This is a genomic window from Cytobacillus sp. QJM3NY_8, from assembly GCF_056173585.1.
Genome location: NZ_JBWBUY010000002.1, coordinates 182,904 through 199,771 on the forward strand (window position 1 = coordinate 182,904; position 16,868 = coordinate 199,771).

15 protein-coding genes and 6 pseudogenes are annotated in these 16,868 nt (G+C 35.5%); 12 read left to right on the forward strand and 9 right to left on the reverse strand.

What is annotated here, in order from left to right; genetic code table 11:
• Positions 1–6: 6 nt before the first annotated feature.
• From AC0VZ9_RS27815 to AC0VZ9_RS27825, 3 genes and pseudogenes are all read right to left on the reverse strand, one after another.
• A pseudogene (locus AC0VZ9_RS27815) lies at positions 7–1,345 on the reverse strand (ISL3 family transposase).
• A gap of 94 nt (positions 1,346–1,439) precedes the next feature.
• On the reverse strand, positions 1,440–2,162 hold the full coding sequence (locus AC0VZ9_RS27820) for a MerR family transcriptional regulator (RefSeq protein WP_159868087.1): 723 nt from the start codon (positions 2,160–2,162) through the stop codon (positions 1,440–1,442).
• A gap of 45 nt (positions 2,163–2,207) precedes the next feature.
• Positions 2,208–3,077 (reverse strand): Hsp33 family molecular chaperone HslO, encoded by an 870-nt coding sequence (locus AC0VZ9_RS27825; RefSeq protein WP_159868084.1) that lies wholly within the window; start codon positions 3,075–3,077, stop codon positions 2,208–2,210.
• A gap of 176 nt (positions 3,078–3,253) precedes the next feature.
• On the opposite strand from AC0VZ9_RS27825, the pseudogene AC0VZ9_RS27830 reads away from it, so the two are divergent.
• Positions 3,254–5,581: pseudogene (locus AC0VZ9_RS27830) on the forward strand (Tn3 family transposase); the annotation flags it as partial.
• 102 nt (positions 5,582–5,683) lie between these two features.
• On the opposite strand, the pseudogene AC0VZ9_RS27835 reads toward AC0VZ9_RS27830, so the two are convergent.
• From AC0VZ9_RS27835 to AC0VZ9_RS27855, 5 genes and pseudogenes are all read right to left on the reverse strand, one after another.
• Positions 5,684–6,598 (reverse strand): annotated as a pseudogene (locus AC0VZ9_RS27835) (phospholipase D-like domain-containing protein); the annotation flags it as partial.
• A 97-nt stretch (positions 6,599–6,695) separates the two neighbouring features.
• Positions 6,696–8,081, reverse strand: coding sequence for a S8 family peptidase (locus AC0VZ9_RS27840; RefSeq protein ID WP_159868081.1), 1,386 nt, complete (start codon positions 8,079–8,081; stop codon positions 6,696–6,698).
• 119 nt (positions 8,082–8,200) lie between these two features.
• Positions 8,201–8,527, reverse strand: coding sequence for a hypothetical protein (locus AC0VZ9_RS27845; protein ID WP_009336493.1), 327 nt, complete (start codon positions 8,525–8,527; stop codon positions 8,201–8,203).
• Positions 8,528–8,658: 131 nt separating this feature from the next.
• A complete protein-coding gene (locus tag AC0VZ9_RS27850; protein WP_201306577.1) occupies positions 8,659–9,006 on the reverse strand; it encodes a spore coat protein in 348 nt (115 codons plus the stop codon).
• A gap of 13 nt (positions 9,007–9,019) precedes the next feature.
• Positions 9,020–9,292, reverse strand: a complete 273-nt coding sequence (locus tag AC0VZ9_RS27855) for a hypothetical protein (protein ID WP_034298115.1) — start codon at positions 9,290–9,292, stop codon at positions 9,020–9,022.
• Between the two features lie 670 nt (positions 9,293–9,962).
• On the opposite strand from AC0VZ9_RS27855, the pseudogene AC0VZ9_RS27860 reads away from it, so the two are divergent.
• The 4 genes and pseudogenes from AC0VZ9_RS27860 to AC0VZ9_RS27875 form a co-directional block, all read left to right on the forward strand.
• Positions 9,963–10,157: pseudogene (locus AC0VZ9_RS27860) on the forward strand (DUF1657 domain-containing protein); the annotation flags it as partial.
• Positions 10,158–10,175: 18 nt separating this feature from the next.
• Positions 10,176–10,283: pseudogene (locus AC0VZ9_RS27865) on the forward strand (gamma-type small acid-soluble spore protein); the annotation flags it as partial.
• Between the two features lie 512 nt (positions 10,284–10,795).
• Positions 10,796–11,002 carry a DUF1657 domain-containing protein gene (locus tag AC0VZ9_RS27870; RefSeq protein ID WP_061794396.1) on the forward strand — a complete coding sequence of 69 codons (207 nt, stop codon included), beginning with the start codon at positions 10,796–10,798 and terminating at the stop codon, positions 11,000–11,002.
• Between the two features lie 618 nt (positions 11,003–11,620).
• Positions 11,621–11,748, forward strand: a pseudogene (locus tag AC0VZ9_RS27875) (tyrosine-type recombinase/integrase); the annotation flags it as partial.
• A gap of 667 nt (positions 11,749–12,415) precedes the next feature.
• Here the strand turns inward: AC0VZ9_RS27875 and AC0VZ9_RS27880 are convergent.
• Positions 12,416–12,565, reverse strand: a complete 150-nt coding sequence (locus AC0VZ9_RS27880) for a hypothetical protein (RefSeq protein WP_201306578.1) — start codon at positions 12,563–12,565, stop codon at positions 12,416–12,418.
• 482 nt (positions 12,566–13,047) lie between these two features.
• Here AC0VZ9_RS27880 and AC0VZ9_RS27885 point away from each other — a divergent pair, with 482 nt between their 5' ends.
• The 7 genes from AC0VZ9_RS27885 (at position 13,048) to AC0VZ9_RS27915 (ending at position 16,781) form a co-directional block, all read left to right on the forward strand.
• Positions 13,048–13,254: a DUF1657 domain-containing protein gene (locus AC0VZ9_RS27885; RefSeq protein ID WP_009336488.1), complete on the forward strand. Its 207-nt coding sequence runs from the start codon at positions 13,048–13,050 to the stop codon at positions 13,252–13,254.
• Between the two features lie 82 nt (positions 13,255–13,336).
• The gene (locus AC0VZ9_RS27890; RefSeq protein WP_009336487.1) at positions 13,337–13,810 is read left to right on the forward strand and encodes a YhcN/YlaJ family sporulation lipoprotein; all 474 of its coding nucleotides are present in this window, start codon (positions 13,337–13,339) and stop codon (positions 13,808–13,810) included.
• Between the two features lie 17 nt (positions 13,811–13,827).
• Positions 13,828–14,307: a stage V sporulation protein AC gene (gene spoVAC / locus AC0VZ9_RS27895; protein ID WP_009336486.1), complete on the forward strand. Its 480-nt coding sequence runs from the start codon at positions 13,828–13,830 to the stop codon at positions 14,305–14,307.
• A complete protein-coding gene (gene spoVAD / locus AC0VZ9_RS27900) occupies positions 14,307–15,326 on the forward strand; it encodes a stage V sporulation protein AD (protein WP_013352386.1) in 1,020 nt (339 codons plus the stop codon). Before spoVAC ends, spoVAD begins: the two co-directional genes overlap by 1 nt.
• Positions 15,323–15,673, forward strand: coding sequence for a stage V sporulation protein AE (gene spoVAE, locus AC0VZ9_RS27905; protein ID WP_009336484.1), 351 nt, complete (start codon positions 15,323–15,325; stop codon positions 15,671–15,673). Before spoVAD ends, spoVAE begins: the two co-directional genes overlap by 4 nt.
• 11 nt (positions 15,674–15,684) lie before the next feature.
• Positions 15,685–15,891 carry a DUF1657 domain-containing protein gene (locus AC0VZ9_RS27910; RefSeq protein WP_009336483.1) on the forward strand — a complete coding sequence of 69 codons (207 nt, stop codon included), beginning with the start codon at positions 15,685–15,687 and terminating at the stop codon, positions 15,889–15,891.
• A gap of 29 nt (positions 15,892–15,920) precedes the next feature.
• Positions 15,921–16,781: a DUF421 domain-containing protein gene (locus tag AC0VZ9_RS27915; protein WP_159868078.1), complete on the forward strand. Its 861-nt coding sequence runs from the start codon at positions 15,921–15,923 to the stop codon at positions 16,779–16,781.
• The last annotated feature ends 87 nt before the right edge of the window (positions 16,782–16,868 follow it).

Below are 16,868 nucleotides of genomic sequence, written 5' to 3' on the forward strand. Positions count from 1 at the left end.
AGAGGGTTAAAAAGAACCCTCCTCTAGCCTTAGTCAGTGTGGAAAAATCAGCACCATAAATTTCTTCATACACCCATTCATAACCAGTTTGTGCCCAAATCGGGAATTGATCAGGTAACATTTTTCCAAAAGTAACTTCAACTTCTTTGAATTTCTTTTTCTTCTTAACTTTACGATAGCCTTGTGTAAATAAAATTTTTGCTCTAAGGGCTTCGAAAGAGTAACCACGACCAACATGATTCATAGTCTTAATTAAACGGTTCAAGGACTCTGTATAGGCGTTAATAATAGGAGAATTGAAATAGTTGAATATCTCTTCTTCCCAGTTATTCATTGAATTTATCAGGTCTTTAAAATATGTCATTAATTCATTAGGAACATTTGAAAGCCAGTTTTGGTACAGTTTATATGCTTCATCAATTTACTCAGCCTCATAGATGTCAAAGAAATGCTCTTTAAGTTCGTATGCTTGACCAAGTAATGGGAACTTATCAGTCCATACTTGCAACTTTATTTGATCATCGAAGTCGTTAAGGTCTTTTCGTCTTTTAAGAAGCACATAACGATCTCTCATGAGTTGCCTACGTTCTTTGGCTGACACATTTTGACGGTTAGCCTTTCGTATTTTTTCTAACGCTTCATTGGCTAATTTAACAACATGGAACTTGTCAATTACGATTTTTGCATGTGGTATCACTGTATTAACAGCACTCTTATAAGGATTCCACATATCCATTGTAACAAGTTCAATTTTATCAATGTCCTGAAGTTTTGAAAGGTAACTAATCACCGTATCTTTATTACGTTTTCGTAAAATGTCAACTACTGATTTGTTTTCAACATCTGTAATGACACAACGATAATTTTTAAGCAAATGAACTTCATCAATACCAAGCCATTTGGGAGTCCTAAAATCTGTTTGTGCTTCAAGTTCTGCAACATAGTCATTAAAGATGTTTCGTACAGTCTTTTCATCAACGCCTATTTCATCTGCAACGCTGGTAAAAGTCCTTTCAAGACTGGCTTCTTGAATCCAATTTTTAAGCCTATTAGTAACAGATCGATAGTCATCCATATCTGGTAAACCTTCAAAAAATGTTTCATTGCACTCTCGACATTTATAACGTTGGCGTTTTACATAAATACCAACACGTTTAGCGTGCATTGGTAAGTCATAGAACAGCTGTTTTTTCTTACCATGTTTATATAAATTTGCAACAGTACCGCATTTTGGACAGTGTGAGGGAGAGGAAGAAGTAGTCTCAACCAAAAATCGGTAATCATCCTCACTCTCTATCATATCTAAAATATTAAGTTCTTGGATGTTAAGCATATTGTCTAACACTTATATTTCCTTTCTTTGCGTAACAAAATAATAAAGCAGTCTAACAGTTTATCGTTTACTCAATATTGCCTTGGTCGATGAAGAATGTAATAATTCATTCTAATGCTTCCTGTATATACATATATAATTCGGCATCCATCCCAAACTGCAAACCGTTATCAGGGTTTTCAGCATGGAATTTTTCAGTTTGTTTCTTTAAATCTTGATCATACCCTGTGAATGAGTAAACAATGTCACCCCATTTTTTTGCTAATGCTTTTACCTTTCTACTATTGGGAGATGTTCCATTTTCCTTTTCTAATTGTATTTTTTTCAAAATCATTCTAAATTCTTGTTCTGCTTCTTTTAAAGAATCTTCATCATATTGATCATAATAATTCTTTATCATGTCTAATTGCTTTTTTGTAAAGTATTTTCCTTGATACATTTTCATTGCTCCTAACAGTTTTGTTAATTCTTCTACGGACATTATTTTTTTACTACGAATAGTTTTTAAAGCACTCTCTAATTCATATAGTAGATTCTGTTGAACTTGTATATCTCTCTTTATACGGGTTATTTGAGTTTCTATAATATTGGTGGCAAAACCTTTTTCTTTGTTCGTAATGACAGACTTTATGTCTTCTAAAGATAACCCAATTTGTTTTAAAGCCAAGATCTGTTGTAGTGTGGACAAATCCGATTTTGTGTAAATCCGATGTCCAGACTCTGTATATTGAGAAGGAGAAAACAAATTAATTTGATCATAATATCTTAAAGTTCTTATCGTTAAGCCTGTTAATGTTGCAAGCTCTCCTACTTTCCAGTATTCTTTCATACATATTTCATCCTTATAAAATGTATTAAACGCCATGATTATCATTTACTTTAAAAGTCCTTGAATTTCATTATAATTAAAGCTATATGTCCTTCCACAGATTTGACAAGCTGTATCAATAGCCTCTTTATTACTTATTGCCTGTTTTAATTCATTCTCTCTTAAAGAATAAAGCATCCCGTAGAACATTTCTTTTGAGCATCCACAGAAAAATTGGATAGGACTATATCCTATAACCTTTACATCCTTAAACAGCTCACTTAGCTTTTCATCAATATTGTTCTTGCTATATTTATTCAAGTTGGTAAAGAACTCTCGGTTCGTATTAACCGTGTGTTCTACTTCATCAATAAGGTCAGGCGTAGCACCTGGAAGTAATTGAGCAAATATAGCATTACTGAATAGAACACGATTGTCATTTTCAAATCCAATATTGGTTCCTATATATGTTTGAGTTTGCTCACTCTGAATAAAATAATGTGAAATGTCATCAACGATGTTTCGGTATGGCATATCAGTTATGCCAGTAAATTGATTCATTGCCGAGCCTTTTATCACACGAATAGTTCCTTTATTGCCAATAAGGCAATCTAGCGATATTTTATTAATATAATCATAAGGGGCTTTCAGTAATTCTCCGTTGAGATAACCACGGACATTTCCTCTTGCATCAGCATCAGCAAAAACTTTATATTTGGGTTCGCTCATTGTCATTTGGAGACTTATTCTTTGATCCCCTTTTAAGGTTCCTGAAATTAAGCTCACAACTGAAATGGTTTTTCCTAATGTAAGTTTAAGAATTTTGTTTGTTTCTTTGTTCTGCCTAAGAATTTCATTAATTAATTTTGTATTATCAACAAAAAATAAACGAACCTGTTTGTCATAAATTAGTGTCTTAACAATTGTATTTTCCATTTTACTTTTCCTTTCTCTTATTCATTGTTAAGTACACTATAAAACATAACCTTACGTAAGGTTCAAGTTCAAATAAAAATTTCTTGTTTGATCGATTTCCACATGATTATCCGACTTAGATATTTTTAACATCAAATTAATTATTGTAGTTTTCCACACGATAATCCGAATACCCATTTTTTCAATGCCTCCGTATTCCACCTGCAAAAATTACTAGATTGGCAGATGAAGCAATGACATTGGATGCAGCCGGAATGAAAAAAGTAGAACCTTATAAGCGATACACATTAGCAGTCACCTTGCTATTCGCTCAATTTGCAAAAACGATTGATGATATTGGAGAAATGTATACAAAACGAGTGGCAATCGCCGAAAATAAAGCAGAAAAATCCCTTAATGACTTAAAAGAGAGGAGGGAAAAGCAAACGGATGCCTTAATTTCTACTCTACGTGATACGGTAGTCGCTTTTCAATCCGAAGGATCAACGGAACATCGATTAAAAGCATTAGAGAAAATGATTGGTGGGAACCGTGGCCAACTTGTCCTAGAGAATTGCGAGAACCACTTAGCTTATACTGGAAATAACTATTTCTCTTTCATCTGGAAACACCTAAAAAGTAATCGATCCGAGCTAATAAAAATGCTCGAATCGTTAGAATTAAAATCAACGACCCAAAATAAAGGCTTAGAACAGGCGATTTCCTTTCTATTAGAAAACAAAAATAAGAAGTCTGAATGGATTCCCATTACTCAATTAAATAAGAAAGGCGATAACAAAGACGATTGGGAGTCAATTCCCTTAGTCGATCTTTCTTGGGTTCCAGAGGGATGGTGGAGATGGATCAGTCCTCATCGACGAAGAAGCATATACCCTAAAAATATAAATCGGCGACACTTTGAGGCATGTGTATTTTATCAGATTCGGAATGAATTAAAGTCAGGAGATATTTGTATAGAAGGAAGCGAAAAATACGCAGACTACCGAAAACAGCTAGTATCATGGGAAGAGTATCAAGAAAATTTACATACGTTTTGCGAACAAGCTGGGCTTCCAACGAATTCTATAGCGTTTAAGGATCAAGTCTATAAACAGTTAGAGAAGACTGCACAAAGAGTGAATTCTTCTTTTCCAAATAATAAGGCAGTCACAATTCGTAATGGTGAACCCTTTATTACAAAAATGAAAAAGAAAAAAACATCCCCTCTTTTGAAAGCTATTCGGAAACGTATCGAAGAAAAGATGGCACCAATCAATGTTTTAGACTTATTGGCCGACACAGAATATTGGTTAAATTGGACACGTTTCTTTGGACCGATCTCTGGCCATGACGCAAAAATAGATAACCCTTCCGAGCGTTATATAACAGCAACATTCTGTTATGGATGTAACTTAGGTCCGACTCAAACTGCTCGATCATTAGGAAATATGGATCGAAAGCATATTTCCTGGATTAATGAGAGGCACGTTACGGAAGAAAATATTCAAAAAGCGATTGAATGGATAATTAACGCTTATAACAAATTCAATTTGCCAAAGTATTGGGGAACGGGAACCAGCGCATCCGCCGATGGGACGAAATGGGACTTGTATGAGCAAAATCTACTTTCTGAAAATCATATTCGTTATGGGGGCTATGGAGGGATTGGTTATTACCATGTGTCGGATACGTATATTGCTTTATTCAGCCACTTTATCCCTTGTGGAGTGTGGGAAGGTGTTTATATCCTAGATATCTTGATGAAGAATCAATCTGATATTCAACCTGATACGCTCCATTCCGATACACAAGGGCAGAATGCGCCTATATTTGGGTTAGCTTACCTTTTAGGAATCAAACTAATGCCGCGTATCCGGAACTGGAAGGATTTAAAGTTTCTTCGACCAAGTGAACATTCAACTTATCAGCATATCGACGAGCTTTTTTCTTCTTCAATTGATTGGAAACTGATCGAAGATCATTATGAGGATATGCTACGAGTGGTGATGTCGATTAAAGCAGGACGTATTCACCCTTCCACCATCCTGAATAAATTAAGTACATACAGCAAAAGAAATAAATTGTATCAAGCGTTTCGGGAATTAGGTTGTGCTATTCGTACCCTATTTTTATTGAATTACCTATCGGATGAAGATTTACGGAGTACAATTCAAGCAGCTACTAATAAGAGTGAATCCTTTAATGGATTTACCAAATGGTTATCCTTTGGTGGAGACGGAGTCATTGCGGAAAACAATCGTGAGAAACAGAAGAAAACAATAAAATATAATCACTTAGTCGCTAACTGTTTAATTTTCTATAATGTTTTTCAACTCACTCATATCCTTCATGAATATATGCAAGAAGGTAATCAATTGGATGAAGATGCGCTGTCTGAACTTAGTCCATACCTTACATTTCATGTAAATCGTTTTGGAAAGTATCGGTTAGACTCTGATCGTTGTCCACCGGATCTTAAATTTGATATCCCTGTATCTCCTTCTCAATTAGAAACGGTGAGTTAAAATAAATACCCGGGGAAAATTCAACTAAATAAAAGAATTTTCCCCGGCCTATTTGTGAGTGGCTCAAAAAAGAAGGAATTCTTGCCGTACCCCTATAGGCCATAACTCAGATCCTAATTCGGCAGACCATCTTGAAAGATCTATGCTGCCGGTTGGATTGATTTCCTTTGATTTATATTTTGGGATTTTAGTGGCCTTTTTCGTTGCCTCAGATTTTGTTTTTGACTTTATCCGTTCTGGTACAGCGATATTCCAATGAACGTCGAAGATAGTCTGCAAGTCGCCTGTTGCTTCCCCTATAATTTGCAAATGAGTGTCCCTCCAAAATCCTACGTCTGGCTTTAATCCTGTATATTCATACCCAACGTTCATACCGCCAGTAAAGGATTCCTTTCTGTCAATCGTCACAATCTTACAATGATCCCGATAATTCCAATTGGACAAAATCCAGGGAAAACTTAAAGGAAATATTGTCCGACATTCTATCCCTGCTTCCACCATCTGAAGAATTTTTTGACGCGGAAATTTTTTACTCCCCCAACCATCTCTAATAAAACGAACCCGCACTCCATTTACTGCTTTTTCGACCAGCAGTTCTGTGATGCGATTACCAATTTGGTCGTTCCGATAGATGAAATATTCCAGATCAATGGTTTTTTGGGCTTTTTGTAGGGATTCGATAAGTTGTTCATATTTTGCTATTCCATTGTTTAGTACTTGGACTTTGCCGACTCGAAGCCCGCCTACAGTAAAATACCTTAAAGCATCGGCGATGATCGATGCTGAATCACTATATGTATCAGGTAACTTATCAGACTCATTATGAGAAGAGGTCAATCTTTTACGATGAATAAGCTTGGGATTTGATATGCTAAGATATAGTAAGAAACCAATGACAGGCAAAACAAGGACGATTACTATCCAATTCAAAGCTTTGGCTGGCCGACGAACTTCCCAAATTGCTATGAATAACATAAAGAACGTATTTAACAGGTATAGATAAAAAATCCACTCCAACTAAAATTCCCTCCTTAGTTTTTCCATTATCATGTACAAACAATGTACATCATGTAGAAGTTTTATAACAACGAAAAGCAACGGTTTCAAAAAGGGATTATTGCCTTTTGCTTTGGGCATCTTCCAATCCATTCTTTACATTAATTAAGCCACTACCAAATTCGTGATCAGTTCCAGGGATTCCTAAATCATAAGTAGAATTCTTAATAATGTCTATTACTTCTTGGTTCGTTAAATTAGGGTTTACTGAAAGCAAGAGGCCAGCAAGTCCTGCCACATGAGGCGAAGCCATAGAAGTACCTGATAAAGCTGCATACTGCTGGTTAAAATAGGTGCTCGGAATTTGAACTCCGGGAGCTGCAACATCGATATAATCTCCATAATTTGAGAAAGGGGCACGTTGTCCGGTGTAACTTACGGCGGCGACACTTAGAACCTTAGAAAAAGCAGCTGGATAGCTCGGCTGCATAGTATTTTCATTTCCTGCTGCAGCAATCAAGACAACATTTTTACTGTATGCATAATCGATTGCCCCTTTTAAAAGGGAAGAATGCTGATAATTGCCTAAACTCATATTAATGACATCGGCTCCATGATCCACTGCCCAAAAAATCCCTTTTGCTATATCAAAGGTCGTCCCATGCCCTTCGGCACCCATTGCTTTTATAGGCATTATTTTGTTATACCAAGTGATGCCTGCAACACCTTCATGGTTGTTTGTTTCCGATGCAATGATTCCTGCTACATGGGTGCCATGCCCGTTGTCATCATCAGGGAAATTATTATTCAACAGTACATTATAACCATTTGTAATTCGTCTTCTCAAATCAGGATGGTCCAGATCAACGCCAGTGTCTATAACAGCAATAATGATATGTTCATCCCCTTTGGTGATATCCCAGCCTGCTTCTGCTTGAATTGCCGATAAGTTCCATTGGTATTGTTCTCTATATAGCAAATCATTAGGAAGTCCAATTTGATTTTGCAGATAAAGATAATTGGGTTCAGCAAATTCAACCATAGCCTGTCTGTTAAAATATTCAATAAGTTCCTTGGTCGAAAGCGTATTAGAACGAAAAACAATCGTAGAATTTAGCTTTTTAATGATAGTGCCATTTATCTCCAGTGTTATCCTTTTTATTTCCTTTGTTGAGGGAAGAGTCTTGAATGTAACGTTTACTTCTTTCTTAATATAATGACTCTCAGTTTTTTCATTGTGTTTAATTAGAAAAACGGAAGGATCATTTTTTAATTGATTCTTGATGGTTTGACCCATGGAAAGGCTGTTTATTTGAAGAACATTTTTTTCGTTTTCAACATTTTGGACATTGGTTATAGTGGGATTAAATTTGTTTTCGACAGCAACTGTTTTATTTTCGGGATTCTCTTTGTTTCTTGTATTTGGTACTATGAATAATAACCCTATGGATAGAAGAATAAGTACGGAAACAGTAACCAATAAGGACTTTCGTAATTTTGTCATGAGACACCTCTATAAATTTATTATTAGAAAATGTTGCAATATAAGTATTAAATTTCTTATTAACATCCTTGAATCTTGATACATAAAGAACACCGTTTGAGAACAAACGGTGTATAAGCTTATTCATCAATAGTATCTGGATCTGTTGCGTCTTCAGGATCTTCAATTGATTCTTCTGTATCAGGGGTGACATTATGTTCATCAATAGTATCTGGATCTGTTGCGTCGATTGGATCTTCAATTGGTTCTTCTGTATCAGGGGTGACATTATGTTGATCAATAGTATCTGAATCTGTTGCGTCGATAGGATCTTCAATTGGTTCCTCTGTCCCTGGAGTTACATCCTCCGGTGGTGGATTATTATCGTCATCTCCATTATTACACCCTAATAACAAGAAAATTGAAAGAAAAACCGTTGATAAAAGTTTCATCCACTTAAGATTCATCTTACCGCCGCCCTTTCGATTGTTGTAAATTCTAAATTATTTTCTAGGTTGGTTAACAACTAACCAACCTTTTGTCTCGCATAACTATTGTTGTTTTACCTTGAGTTTATTCTTCTTGAACACGTGTTCTTTTATTGTATTACATTACCTCTATATGGATCTTGACTTTGCATGTAGTTAGAAAATTGCTGAACCGATTGTTGAATAGTTTGTGGAGTTTCTTTTTCCAAACCGTACCATCCGTTTTTAAACATTAAGTTATATAGATTGCGGTGACAGTCGTCTGTTTCTTGGGAAACAGACGCTATTGTACGATACAACGATTCATGGCTAGCTTCTTTTAATGCAGTCGAGTATGAGGAAGATATATATTTTTCCGTAGTTAAGGCATCGTTTAGAAAATCTCTAACGTTCATTTGCGGCGTCTTAGGGACTGGTGTTTCAGGATTTTTAATCCTGTTTGGAGTATTATTTTCCACTATAGTTTCCTCCTTATTGATTCATATTTTGTGAAGGTTGAGTTACATACTGTTGCATCTGTTGAAGCAGCTGTTGATAGTGTCGATCATGCATTTGTCCAGCTTGTTCAAGTGCTGCTCTTACTTCGGGATTTTGACATTGTTGAGCGAAAAAATGCATTTTCTTCATCGCAAGTAAATTCCAGCTTAACATATCGTTTACATAGAGATGATCCTTTGTTGACATTATTTCAGGCGGTTGTGTCATTAAAGCTTGTGCTTGTTGATTATTCATACCCGTCTGCATTTGTTGCATGATGTTTCCTCCTTGTTAACAATGTTGTAATCACTTGGGTAGATTGCCACACAGCGGTCAAAAATATGCAGGTATTTTAGATTAGTTTTAAAGACCCCCCCACCTTTAGATAGCATTAAATACTCCCCACCTTTACGCAGGTGGGGAGTATTTGTGGCTAAACTAAATATTAATTTATCCTATTCCAGATTCTGTCTAGGTCCAAGGCAACATATATTTTATCACCATTAATTTCCTTATGTATAATAGGATTGGAAAAATACTGATTTATATTTTTATTAAATTGCTTACACCTTGCTCGTGGTTTTGGTCCATATAAATCGTTTCAGGATAGTCCTTATACATACTCCGTCTACCTCTTTTTTAATTTTATGAATACAAACTGCATCAATACTCCATTTCTAAATAAGCATACCAGTCTTGCTTCTCGAAAAGGAAAATCCCCCTCGAATTGTAAAACAATTGTACTTTAATCAGCTTTTACAAAAGTACAACCGTCAAATTTACCCTATTCTCTCTTCCTTGATTTTTTTTGCCAAGAGTATTTTTTCCGAAAATAATAAAAATATAATTCGAATTTTAAAAACTTTGTATGAATAAATATTTCTATCTTCAAACATTCTAAGAAAGGTTTCAAAAAAAATAATAGGAGGTGTTATTCATGACAGTCATAAATGACGTTAAAACAGCTTTAGCCGGATTAAAAAGCGCTCAAGCTAGCTTTGAAACATTTGCTCTTAGTACAGATAATGAACAAGCGAAGCAGCTTTACCAAGATGCTGCTAAACAAACCCAATCTGTTTTACAAAGCGTTGAACCACGCGTTCAACAAATCGAACAAGAAGAACCACAATATGCTCATGACGGAAACCAAGCTTCCCAAGGCAGTACGCAAGTGTCACAAGGTCAATACGGTACTGAGTTCGCAAGCCAAAATAATGCACAACAAGTAAGACAAAAAAACCAACATGCCCAGTCTTAAAAAATAAATAACTGAATCACACGTTTGTACAATTCTGAAGCTTTATGTCGCCAAAAATTTTTATGTGTTGATTCATTTGTTACCAATAAAAACATCCTTAGATAGATTAGAGGGGAGTTAAGACTCGCTCCCTTACTAAAATTTTTTTTAAAAATAAAAAGGAGCAATTGTTATGCGATTACCCGAAGACTTCAAAAGAGCTAGGCATAAAAAAGAAGAAGGGTTAAGTTTAGATCAATGCTTTTCACATCCCATTATACATAGGGAGATACGTGGGGATAAAGTATTCGTACCATTAGATTTAAAGAGAATTTGGAATCAAATATAGCAACCGTTTGGATTAAACGGATATTTTATTTATTAAGAGAAAAAGGATATTAATTTAGTTTTCAAACCTTACTTCATAATATTATTTTTAGATAAAAAATATGGATTACATTTGAACTATAAAGAAAACCATTTTTCATCATTCTAACAAAGGTTATTAAAAACATTAAAGGAGTCGTTATTCAATGACAGTAATAAATGATGTTAAGACAGCTGTAGCGGGATTGAAAAGTGCGCAGGCTAGCTTTGAAACATTTGCTCTTGGTACGGAAAATGAACAAGCTAAGCAGCTTTACCAAGATGCTGCTAAACAAACCCAATCCGTTCTAAAAAGCCTTGAACCTCGCGTTAAACAAATCGAACAAGAAGAACCTCAATACAAACAACAATAATTAAAAGACAAAAAAAGGTTGGTCGAGTAAACCAACCTTTTTACTCTCTCAATAATGGATGAAACACAGAGGTGATTATTCATGATATATAAAATAAAACAATTAAAGATCGGTCTTTTAGTATTAACGGTTATCGGAATAGGATCAGGATGTAACGAAAGCCAGAATCAGTTGGGTGAAAATAATAACGATTTGAGTATTTCACAGGTACATACAAGCTTTCTTTTTCGATTCTTAACACGTTTTTTCATTGACATCAACAAACTTTATAAACACATATAAACACAATGAGACCCCTCACAACATCGTGGGTGGTTTTTTTGCCTTCATTTTTAATTCTCTTGGGTGTATTGTGTCAAAAAGGTGAAGGTTGGATTGGTAGGGGTGAATTAGCAAACAGCGAACCCGATGGATATACACTTGGTTATATGGTCTCTCCAAATATCTTTACTGGTTAATAAATCCTACTGCCAATAGAAAAGAAAATTTGGACAGTTTTTAATTTAATATCAGTCACCATGAAGATTCCGAACTTATTGTCGTAAAACGGGATGACCCCCGGTTTGACAATATTAAAGAGTTCATTGGATACGCAAAGGAAACGAGTTAGCTGTGTAGATTTATAAGGTAACAACTAACATACGAGATTGACTGCTTATTAAACGGCTATTTAAAAAGGTTTGAGAATTGTAGAAGCACTATCGCTCTTTATAGAGGACTTTATTTTTGATCATAAAAATGGACACTAATTCAGTTGAAATAGATAGAGGGGAGTTAATCAACTAGGTTTTGTTTGATGATAACCATATGAATTCTCAGATAAGCCTTTACAAATAGGATTTGTAAGGTACCCCGAATCAAGTGCAGCCGCCTCGACTTTCAGGTTATATCTCTCTATTTGCCGATCAAGTCTAGAAAAGGATTAATATAGGGAGGGGAAATCGTTTTAAGATTAGTCGCTAATATCAAATGTGTTAATGTTTAGTGAATGGTCGGTATCTCTAACAGAAGCGTAAAATATATCTTTAATTTGATGATATCCCTTTGCCTTTTGTGATAAGAGCCATAATTTAATATTTGATTAAAACACGATTTTAAAAACCTATCCAAAAAAGAAACTGGCTTACAGTGAATCTTTGGTGCAAAGTTTGCCAATTCCTTCTTTATCATACCTTCTAATGAGTATTATAAACACTTTTTTCCCTGTATTCTTATGTAGAGATATTGATTCTTTTTAGTTTGAAACAATTATGTATCCAATTTTTTTTTATCAATTCTATTAGATAGCATACTAATATTTACTTTCTGTTTTTTGTTGTCTTGCCTTCCAGAATATAAAAGAATTTTTCCCTTTCACATCTCCAACTTTTAATTTGACAATGTCACCTACCTGTAATTCTGTATTAATCCCCATCAAATATAGCTATACATCTCTTTCGCCCAATCTCGGATTTTTGGTTTCCTTTTGTCTCCCAGTTTAATCCCAAGTTTTATTTCTTCAATGTCCTTTTTTGGTTTTAACGTTAAACGTTGAAAGGATTTCCTTTTTTGTTTTGTTGTCATTTTTTCACCTTCTAAAATGTATGAAAAATTTGATGTTTAATAACAAAACAGTTCCTTTTTATGTATTAGACAAACCTTAATACGGCGACAAATGCATGCGTTTATCTTTGTTATTACATTTTCAATGTTAAATACCCATAAATAGGATGATTAAGAGGGAGAAACTCTTAAAACTTTGGGATAATATCCGAAAAATGGGAAAAATATTAGTCCTTTCAGGAAATACAATCATCTTATTTTATAAAGGTAGGGGTGTAAAAGAAATTGAAGTTGAGAAAAGAAAAAATGAAAAGTTATAAGAGCTATTGCTGTCAACGAGAAATAGAAGAAATGATGGGGATATGGAAAAGGGGTTATTATCGAAAAAATGGAGCTATACGTCAAAAATAATTTAGATTTAAATTTCCCAAAAATCATTGAATAAAAAATTCTCCATAAAGCAAAATAAAAGAGTAAAAAAAAAATTCAAGGAGGAAATTATCATGACAGTAATAAATGACGTTAAAACAGCTCTAGCAGGATTGAAAAGTGCTCAAGCAAGTTTTGAAACATTTGCTCTTGGTACAGATAATCAACAAGCTAAGCAACTTTACCAAGATGCAGCTAAGCAAACCCAATCCGTTGTAGACAGCATTGAACCACGTGTTCAACAAATCGAACAAGAAGAACCTCAATACAAACAACAGTAATTAGTAAGGCGAAAAAAGGTTGGCCTCTTAACCAACCTTTTTTCAGCTGTTCAAATAATGGAAAAACATGGAGGTGATTTTTTTGAAAGATAAAATAACCACATTGAAAAACCTACTTTTTATTATAATGGTCATTGGTTTCGCATCAGGATGTAATGGTAATCAAAATGAATTTATTCAAGGTAATAGTACTTTTGGTATTTCACAAGTACATACAAGTAAGCCAATTGATCAATCCGTTGCCAATCATGCGAAAGAAAAGATAATTGCCAAGGAAGATATTACAGACGTAAAAGCTGTGAATACTGATAAAGAGCTTATGGCAGCGATTAAAGTTGAGAATTTTGATCGATTTCGATTAAAGAGTATCGAGAAGTCAGTAAAATCCGACTTAGAAAAAAAATATCCCGACTATAAAGTTTTTGTTTCGACTGATAAAAAAATATTCTGGGAGCTTGAAAAGGTCGAGCAAAGACTGAAAAAAAACGATATGAATAAGAAGAACTTAAAAAATGATTTGAACAAACTGAAAAGTCTTATGAAGGAACAAACCTAAAGAGGAAGGATCGAGTTATGTCTAACAATCAAAAGAAACAACTTACTCCTGTGCAACAGGAATATCAAAAATTGCAAAAACAACGAGAGATCAAAAGACCGGTTGTTAAAAATTGTATTAAGGCCTTTTTAACCGGTGGACTTATTTGTTTGATTGGTCAGCTTATTTCAGACTTTTACATTTATTATTTCGATTTTACTGAGCAAACGGCCGGAAATCCGACGGTGGGTACGTTAATTTTTATTACAATGCTTCTTACTGGTTTTGGCGTATATGATCGAATGGCCCAATTTGGTGGGGCTGGAACAGCTGTACCTGTAACAGGTTTTGGCAATGCGGTTATATCGCCTGCCATTGAGCATCGAACCGAAGGATTTGTACTGGGCGTAGGTGGCAACATGTTTAAATTAGCGGGGGCGGTTATTTTATTTGGTGTTTTTTCTGCTTTTGTCATTGCCTTAATTAAAACCACTTTAATCCAGTGGGGTGGTTTATAATGCTAGCAGGTCATCGTACATGGATCTTCGAACAAAAGCCTGTCATTATCTCCACTGGAACCGTTGGTGGACCATTTGAAGCCAATGGTGCTATCCCAGATGATTTCGATACTCTTCATGCTGATTTATGGCTTGGGCAGGATTCCTATGAGAAAGCACATAAAATCCTTTTTGAAGAGGCTTGCCAAAAAGCCATGGAAAAAGGGGGCATACAAAAGGATCAAGTTCAATTTATCCTAGCTGGGGACTTAATCAATCAAATCACCCCAACAAGTTTCGCTAGCAGAACGATTGGAGCGCCTTATTTTGGCTTATTCGGTGCTTGCTCTACCTCGATGGAAGGACTGGCTCTAGGTGCTTATATTGTAAATACAAAAGGAGCGAAATATTTGTTAACAGGAGCTTCCAGTCATGATACAGCTGTTGAAAAACAATTTCGGTATCCAACTGAGTATGGTGGACAAAAGCCACCTACGGCACAATGGACGGTTACTGGTGCAGGTGCAGCCCTATTAAGTGATTCTGGGGAAGGACCTCATGTCACATCTGCCACAATTGGTCGTGTAATCGATATGGGATTGACAGATCCATTTAACATGGGAGGAGCTATGGCGCCAGCTGCGGTTGATACCATTGAAGCCCATTTAAAGGAACGAAATGTTGAGCCATCTTATTACGATTTAATTGTAACCGGTGACCTTGGCCAAATCGGACAGGAAGTGTCCATGGATCTATTTAAAAAGCATGGAACTCCTATTAGTGAAGAACAATACCAAGATTGTGGCCTTATGATTTATCGGGAAGGACAACCCGTTCTTGCAGGGGCAAGCGGTGCAGGCTGTTCAGCAACGGTAGTTTATGGGCATTTATTAAACCGCATGAAAAATGGTGAATTTAAACGAATGTTAGTTGTGGCTACAGGTGCTTTGCTTTCACCGTTGTCCTTTCAGCAAAATGAAACAATTCCTTGTATCGCCCATGCAGTGTCAATTGAATACGGAGGTGAACAATTAACATGATCTATTTTTGGGCTTTTGTCGTAGGCGGTTTAATTTGTATCATTGGGCAAATTATGTTTGATGTATTTAAATTGACACCAGGTCATACCTTAAGTGCTCTTGTAGTGATTGGGGCGCTTTTAGATGGATTTGGACTATACGAGCCTTTGATTGATTTTGCTGGGGCAGGGGCTACCGTTCCGATTACAAGTTTTGGGAATTCGCTTGTTCATGGTGCGATGCAGGAAGCAGAAAAACATGGGTTAGTTGGTGTACTGACAGGAATGTTTGAAGTAACTAGTTCTGGTATTTCAGCTTCCATTGTTTTCGGCATGATAGGAGCTTTAATTTTTAAGCCAAAAGGATAAGGAGAATTAGGATGACAGTAGGATCAGATGTTAAACAGTGTTTTGCCAGTCTAAAAGGGGTAGAAGCAAGTCTCTCAAGTTTAGCATTACGGACTCTTGATGATGAATCGAAGCGAACTTTGCATGAGGCTATGATGGTAGTACACGAAGTAACAAAAGATTTAAAAAAAAGAGTAGGAGAACTAGAAGGAGAGGAACTTCAGTACAAAGGTTTCTAGAAAAACTATATTTACAGGGGGTGTAAGCAGTGCCTGAATGGTTAGATATAGCTGTACGCTCAGCATTATTTGTTGCTGTTTTATTTTTCATTACAAAATGGTTAGGGAAAAAGCAAATTTCCGAACTATCTTTCTTTGAATATGTCACCGGTATTTCTATTGGGAGTATTGGTGCAGAAGTGGCTATGGGACTTGAGCGGAACATTTTTCACGGAATTATTGGAATTGTCATTTTTGCGGCTATTCCCTTTTTCGCTGGTTTAATTTCATTAAAAAGTAAACGTTTTCGCAATTTTATAGAAGGAAAAGCAACTGTATTTATCAAAGATGGGAAGATTATGGAAGATAATTTAAAAAAGGAAAGATATACGACAGATGAACTGTTAGATCTCCTTCGCAGGAAGGATGTCTTTCAAGTCTCTGATGTAGAATTTGCTGTTTTAGAGGCAACAGGTGATTTATCTGTGATGCTAAAGAAAGAAAATCAACCTTTAACAGCAAAGGATATAAACTTGAAGGTTGCTTCAATCAAGGAGCCTCAGACCATTATTATGGATGGTACAATAATGGATGAACCACTAGCCACGATTGGACGAAGTCGGGCTTGGCTACAAACTGAATTAGAAAAACTAGGGGTAACGATTGAAAATGTATTTCTGGGACAGGTTAATTCTTACGGAGAGTTAACGATTGATCTGTTTGACGATAAATTACAAGTCGCACCCCCACAAGAAAGACCCTTAATTCTTTCAACCTTGAAAAAATGTCAAGCAGACTTAGAACTATTTGCTCTTGGAACGGAATCAAAAGAGGCCAAACAAATGTATAGGTTAAACAGTGAAAAATTACAAGAAGCCATTGATAAAGTGACCCCTATTTTAAAAGGATAAGGATTTAGCTTAGATTCATACATGACGAAAAAAAGATACCATTTTTAATTGAAATAAGTTTAAAAACCTTAGTCCAATTTCGGACTA

Coding starts and splice junctions, on each gene's coding strand:
- spoVAD (WP_013352386.1), top strand. CDS start 14,307: ATGCTAGCAGGTCATCGTACATGGATCTTCGAACAAAAGCCTGTCATT.
- AC0VZ9_RS27910 (WP_009336483.1), top strand. CDS start 15,685: ATGACAGTAGGATCAGATGTTAAACAGTGTTTTGCCAGTCTAAAAGGG.
- AC0VZ9_RS27870 (WP_061794396.1), top strand. CDS start 10,796: ATGACAGTAATAAATGATGTTAAGACAGCTGTAGCGGGATTGAAAAGT.
- AC0VZ9_RS27880 (WP_201306578.1), bottom strand. CDS start 12,565: ATGACAACAAAACAAAAAAGGAAATCCTTTCAACGTTTAACGTTAAAA.
- AC0VZ9_RS27885 (WP_009336488.1), top strand. CDS start 13,048: ATGACAGTAATAAATGACGTTAAAACAGCTCTAGCAGGATTGAAAAGT.
- AC0VZ9_RS27840 (WP_159868081.1), bottom strand. CDS start 8,081: ATGACAAAATTACGAAAGTCCTTATTGGTTACTGTTTCCGTACTTATT.
- spoVAC (WP_009336486.1), top strand. CDS start 13,828: ATGTCTAACAATCAAAAGAAACAACTTACTCCTGTGCAACAGGAATAT.
- AC0VZ9_RS27845 (WP_009336493.1), bottom strand. CDS start 8,527: ATGAATCTTAAGTGGATGAAACTTTTATCAACGGTTTTTCTTTCAATT.
- spoVAE (WP_009336484.1), top strand. CDS start 15,323: ATGATCTATTTTTGGGCTTTTGTCGTAGGCGGTTTAATTTGTATCATT.
- AC0VZ9_RS27825 (WP_159868084.1), bottom strand. CDS start 3,077: ATGGAAAATACAATTGTTAAGACACTAATTTATGACAAACAGGTTCGT.
- AC0VZ9_RS27855 (WP_034298115.1), bottom strand. CDS start 9,292: ATGCAGACGGGTATGAATAATCAACAAGCACAAGCTTTAATGACACAA.
- AC0VZ9_RS27820 (WP_159868087.1), bottom strand. CDS start 2,162: ATGAAAGAATACTGGAAAGTAGGAGAGCTTGCAACATTAACAGGCTTA.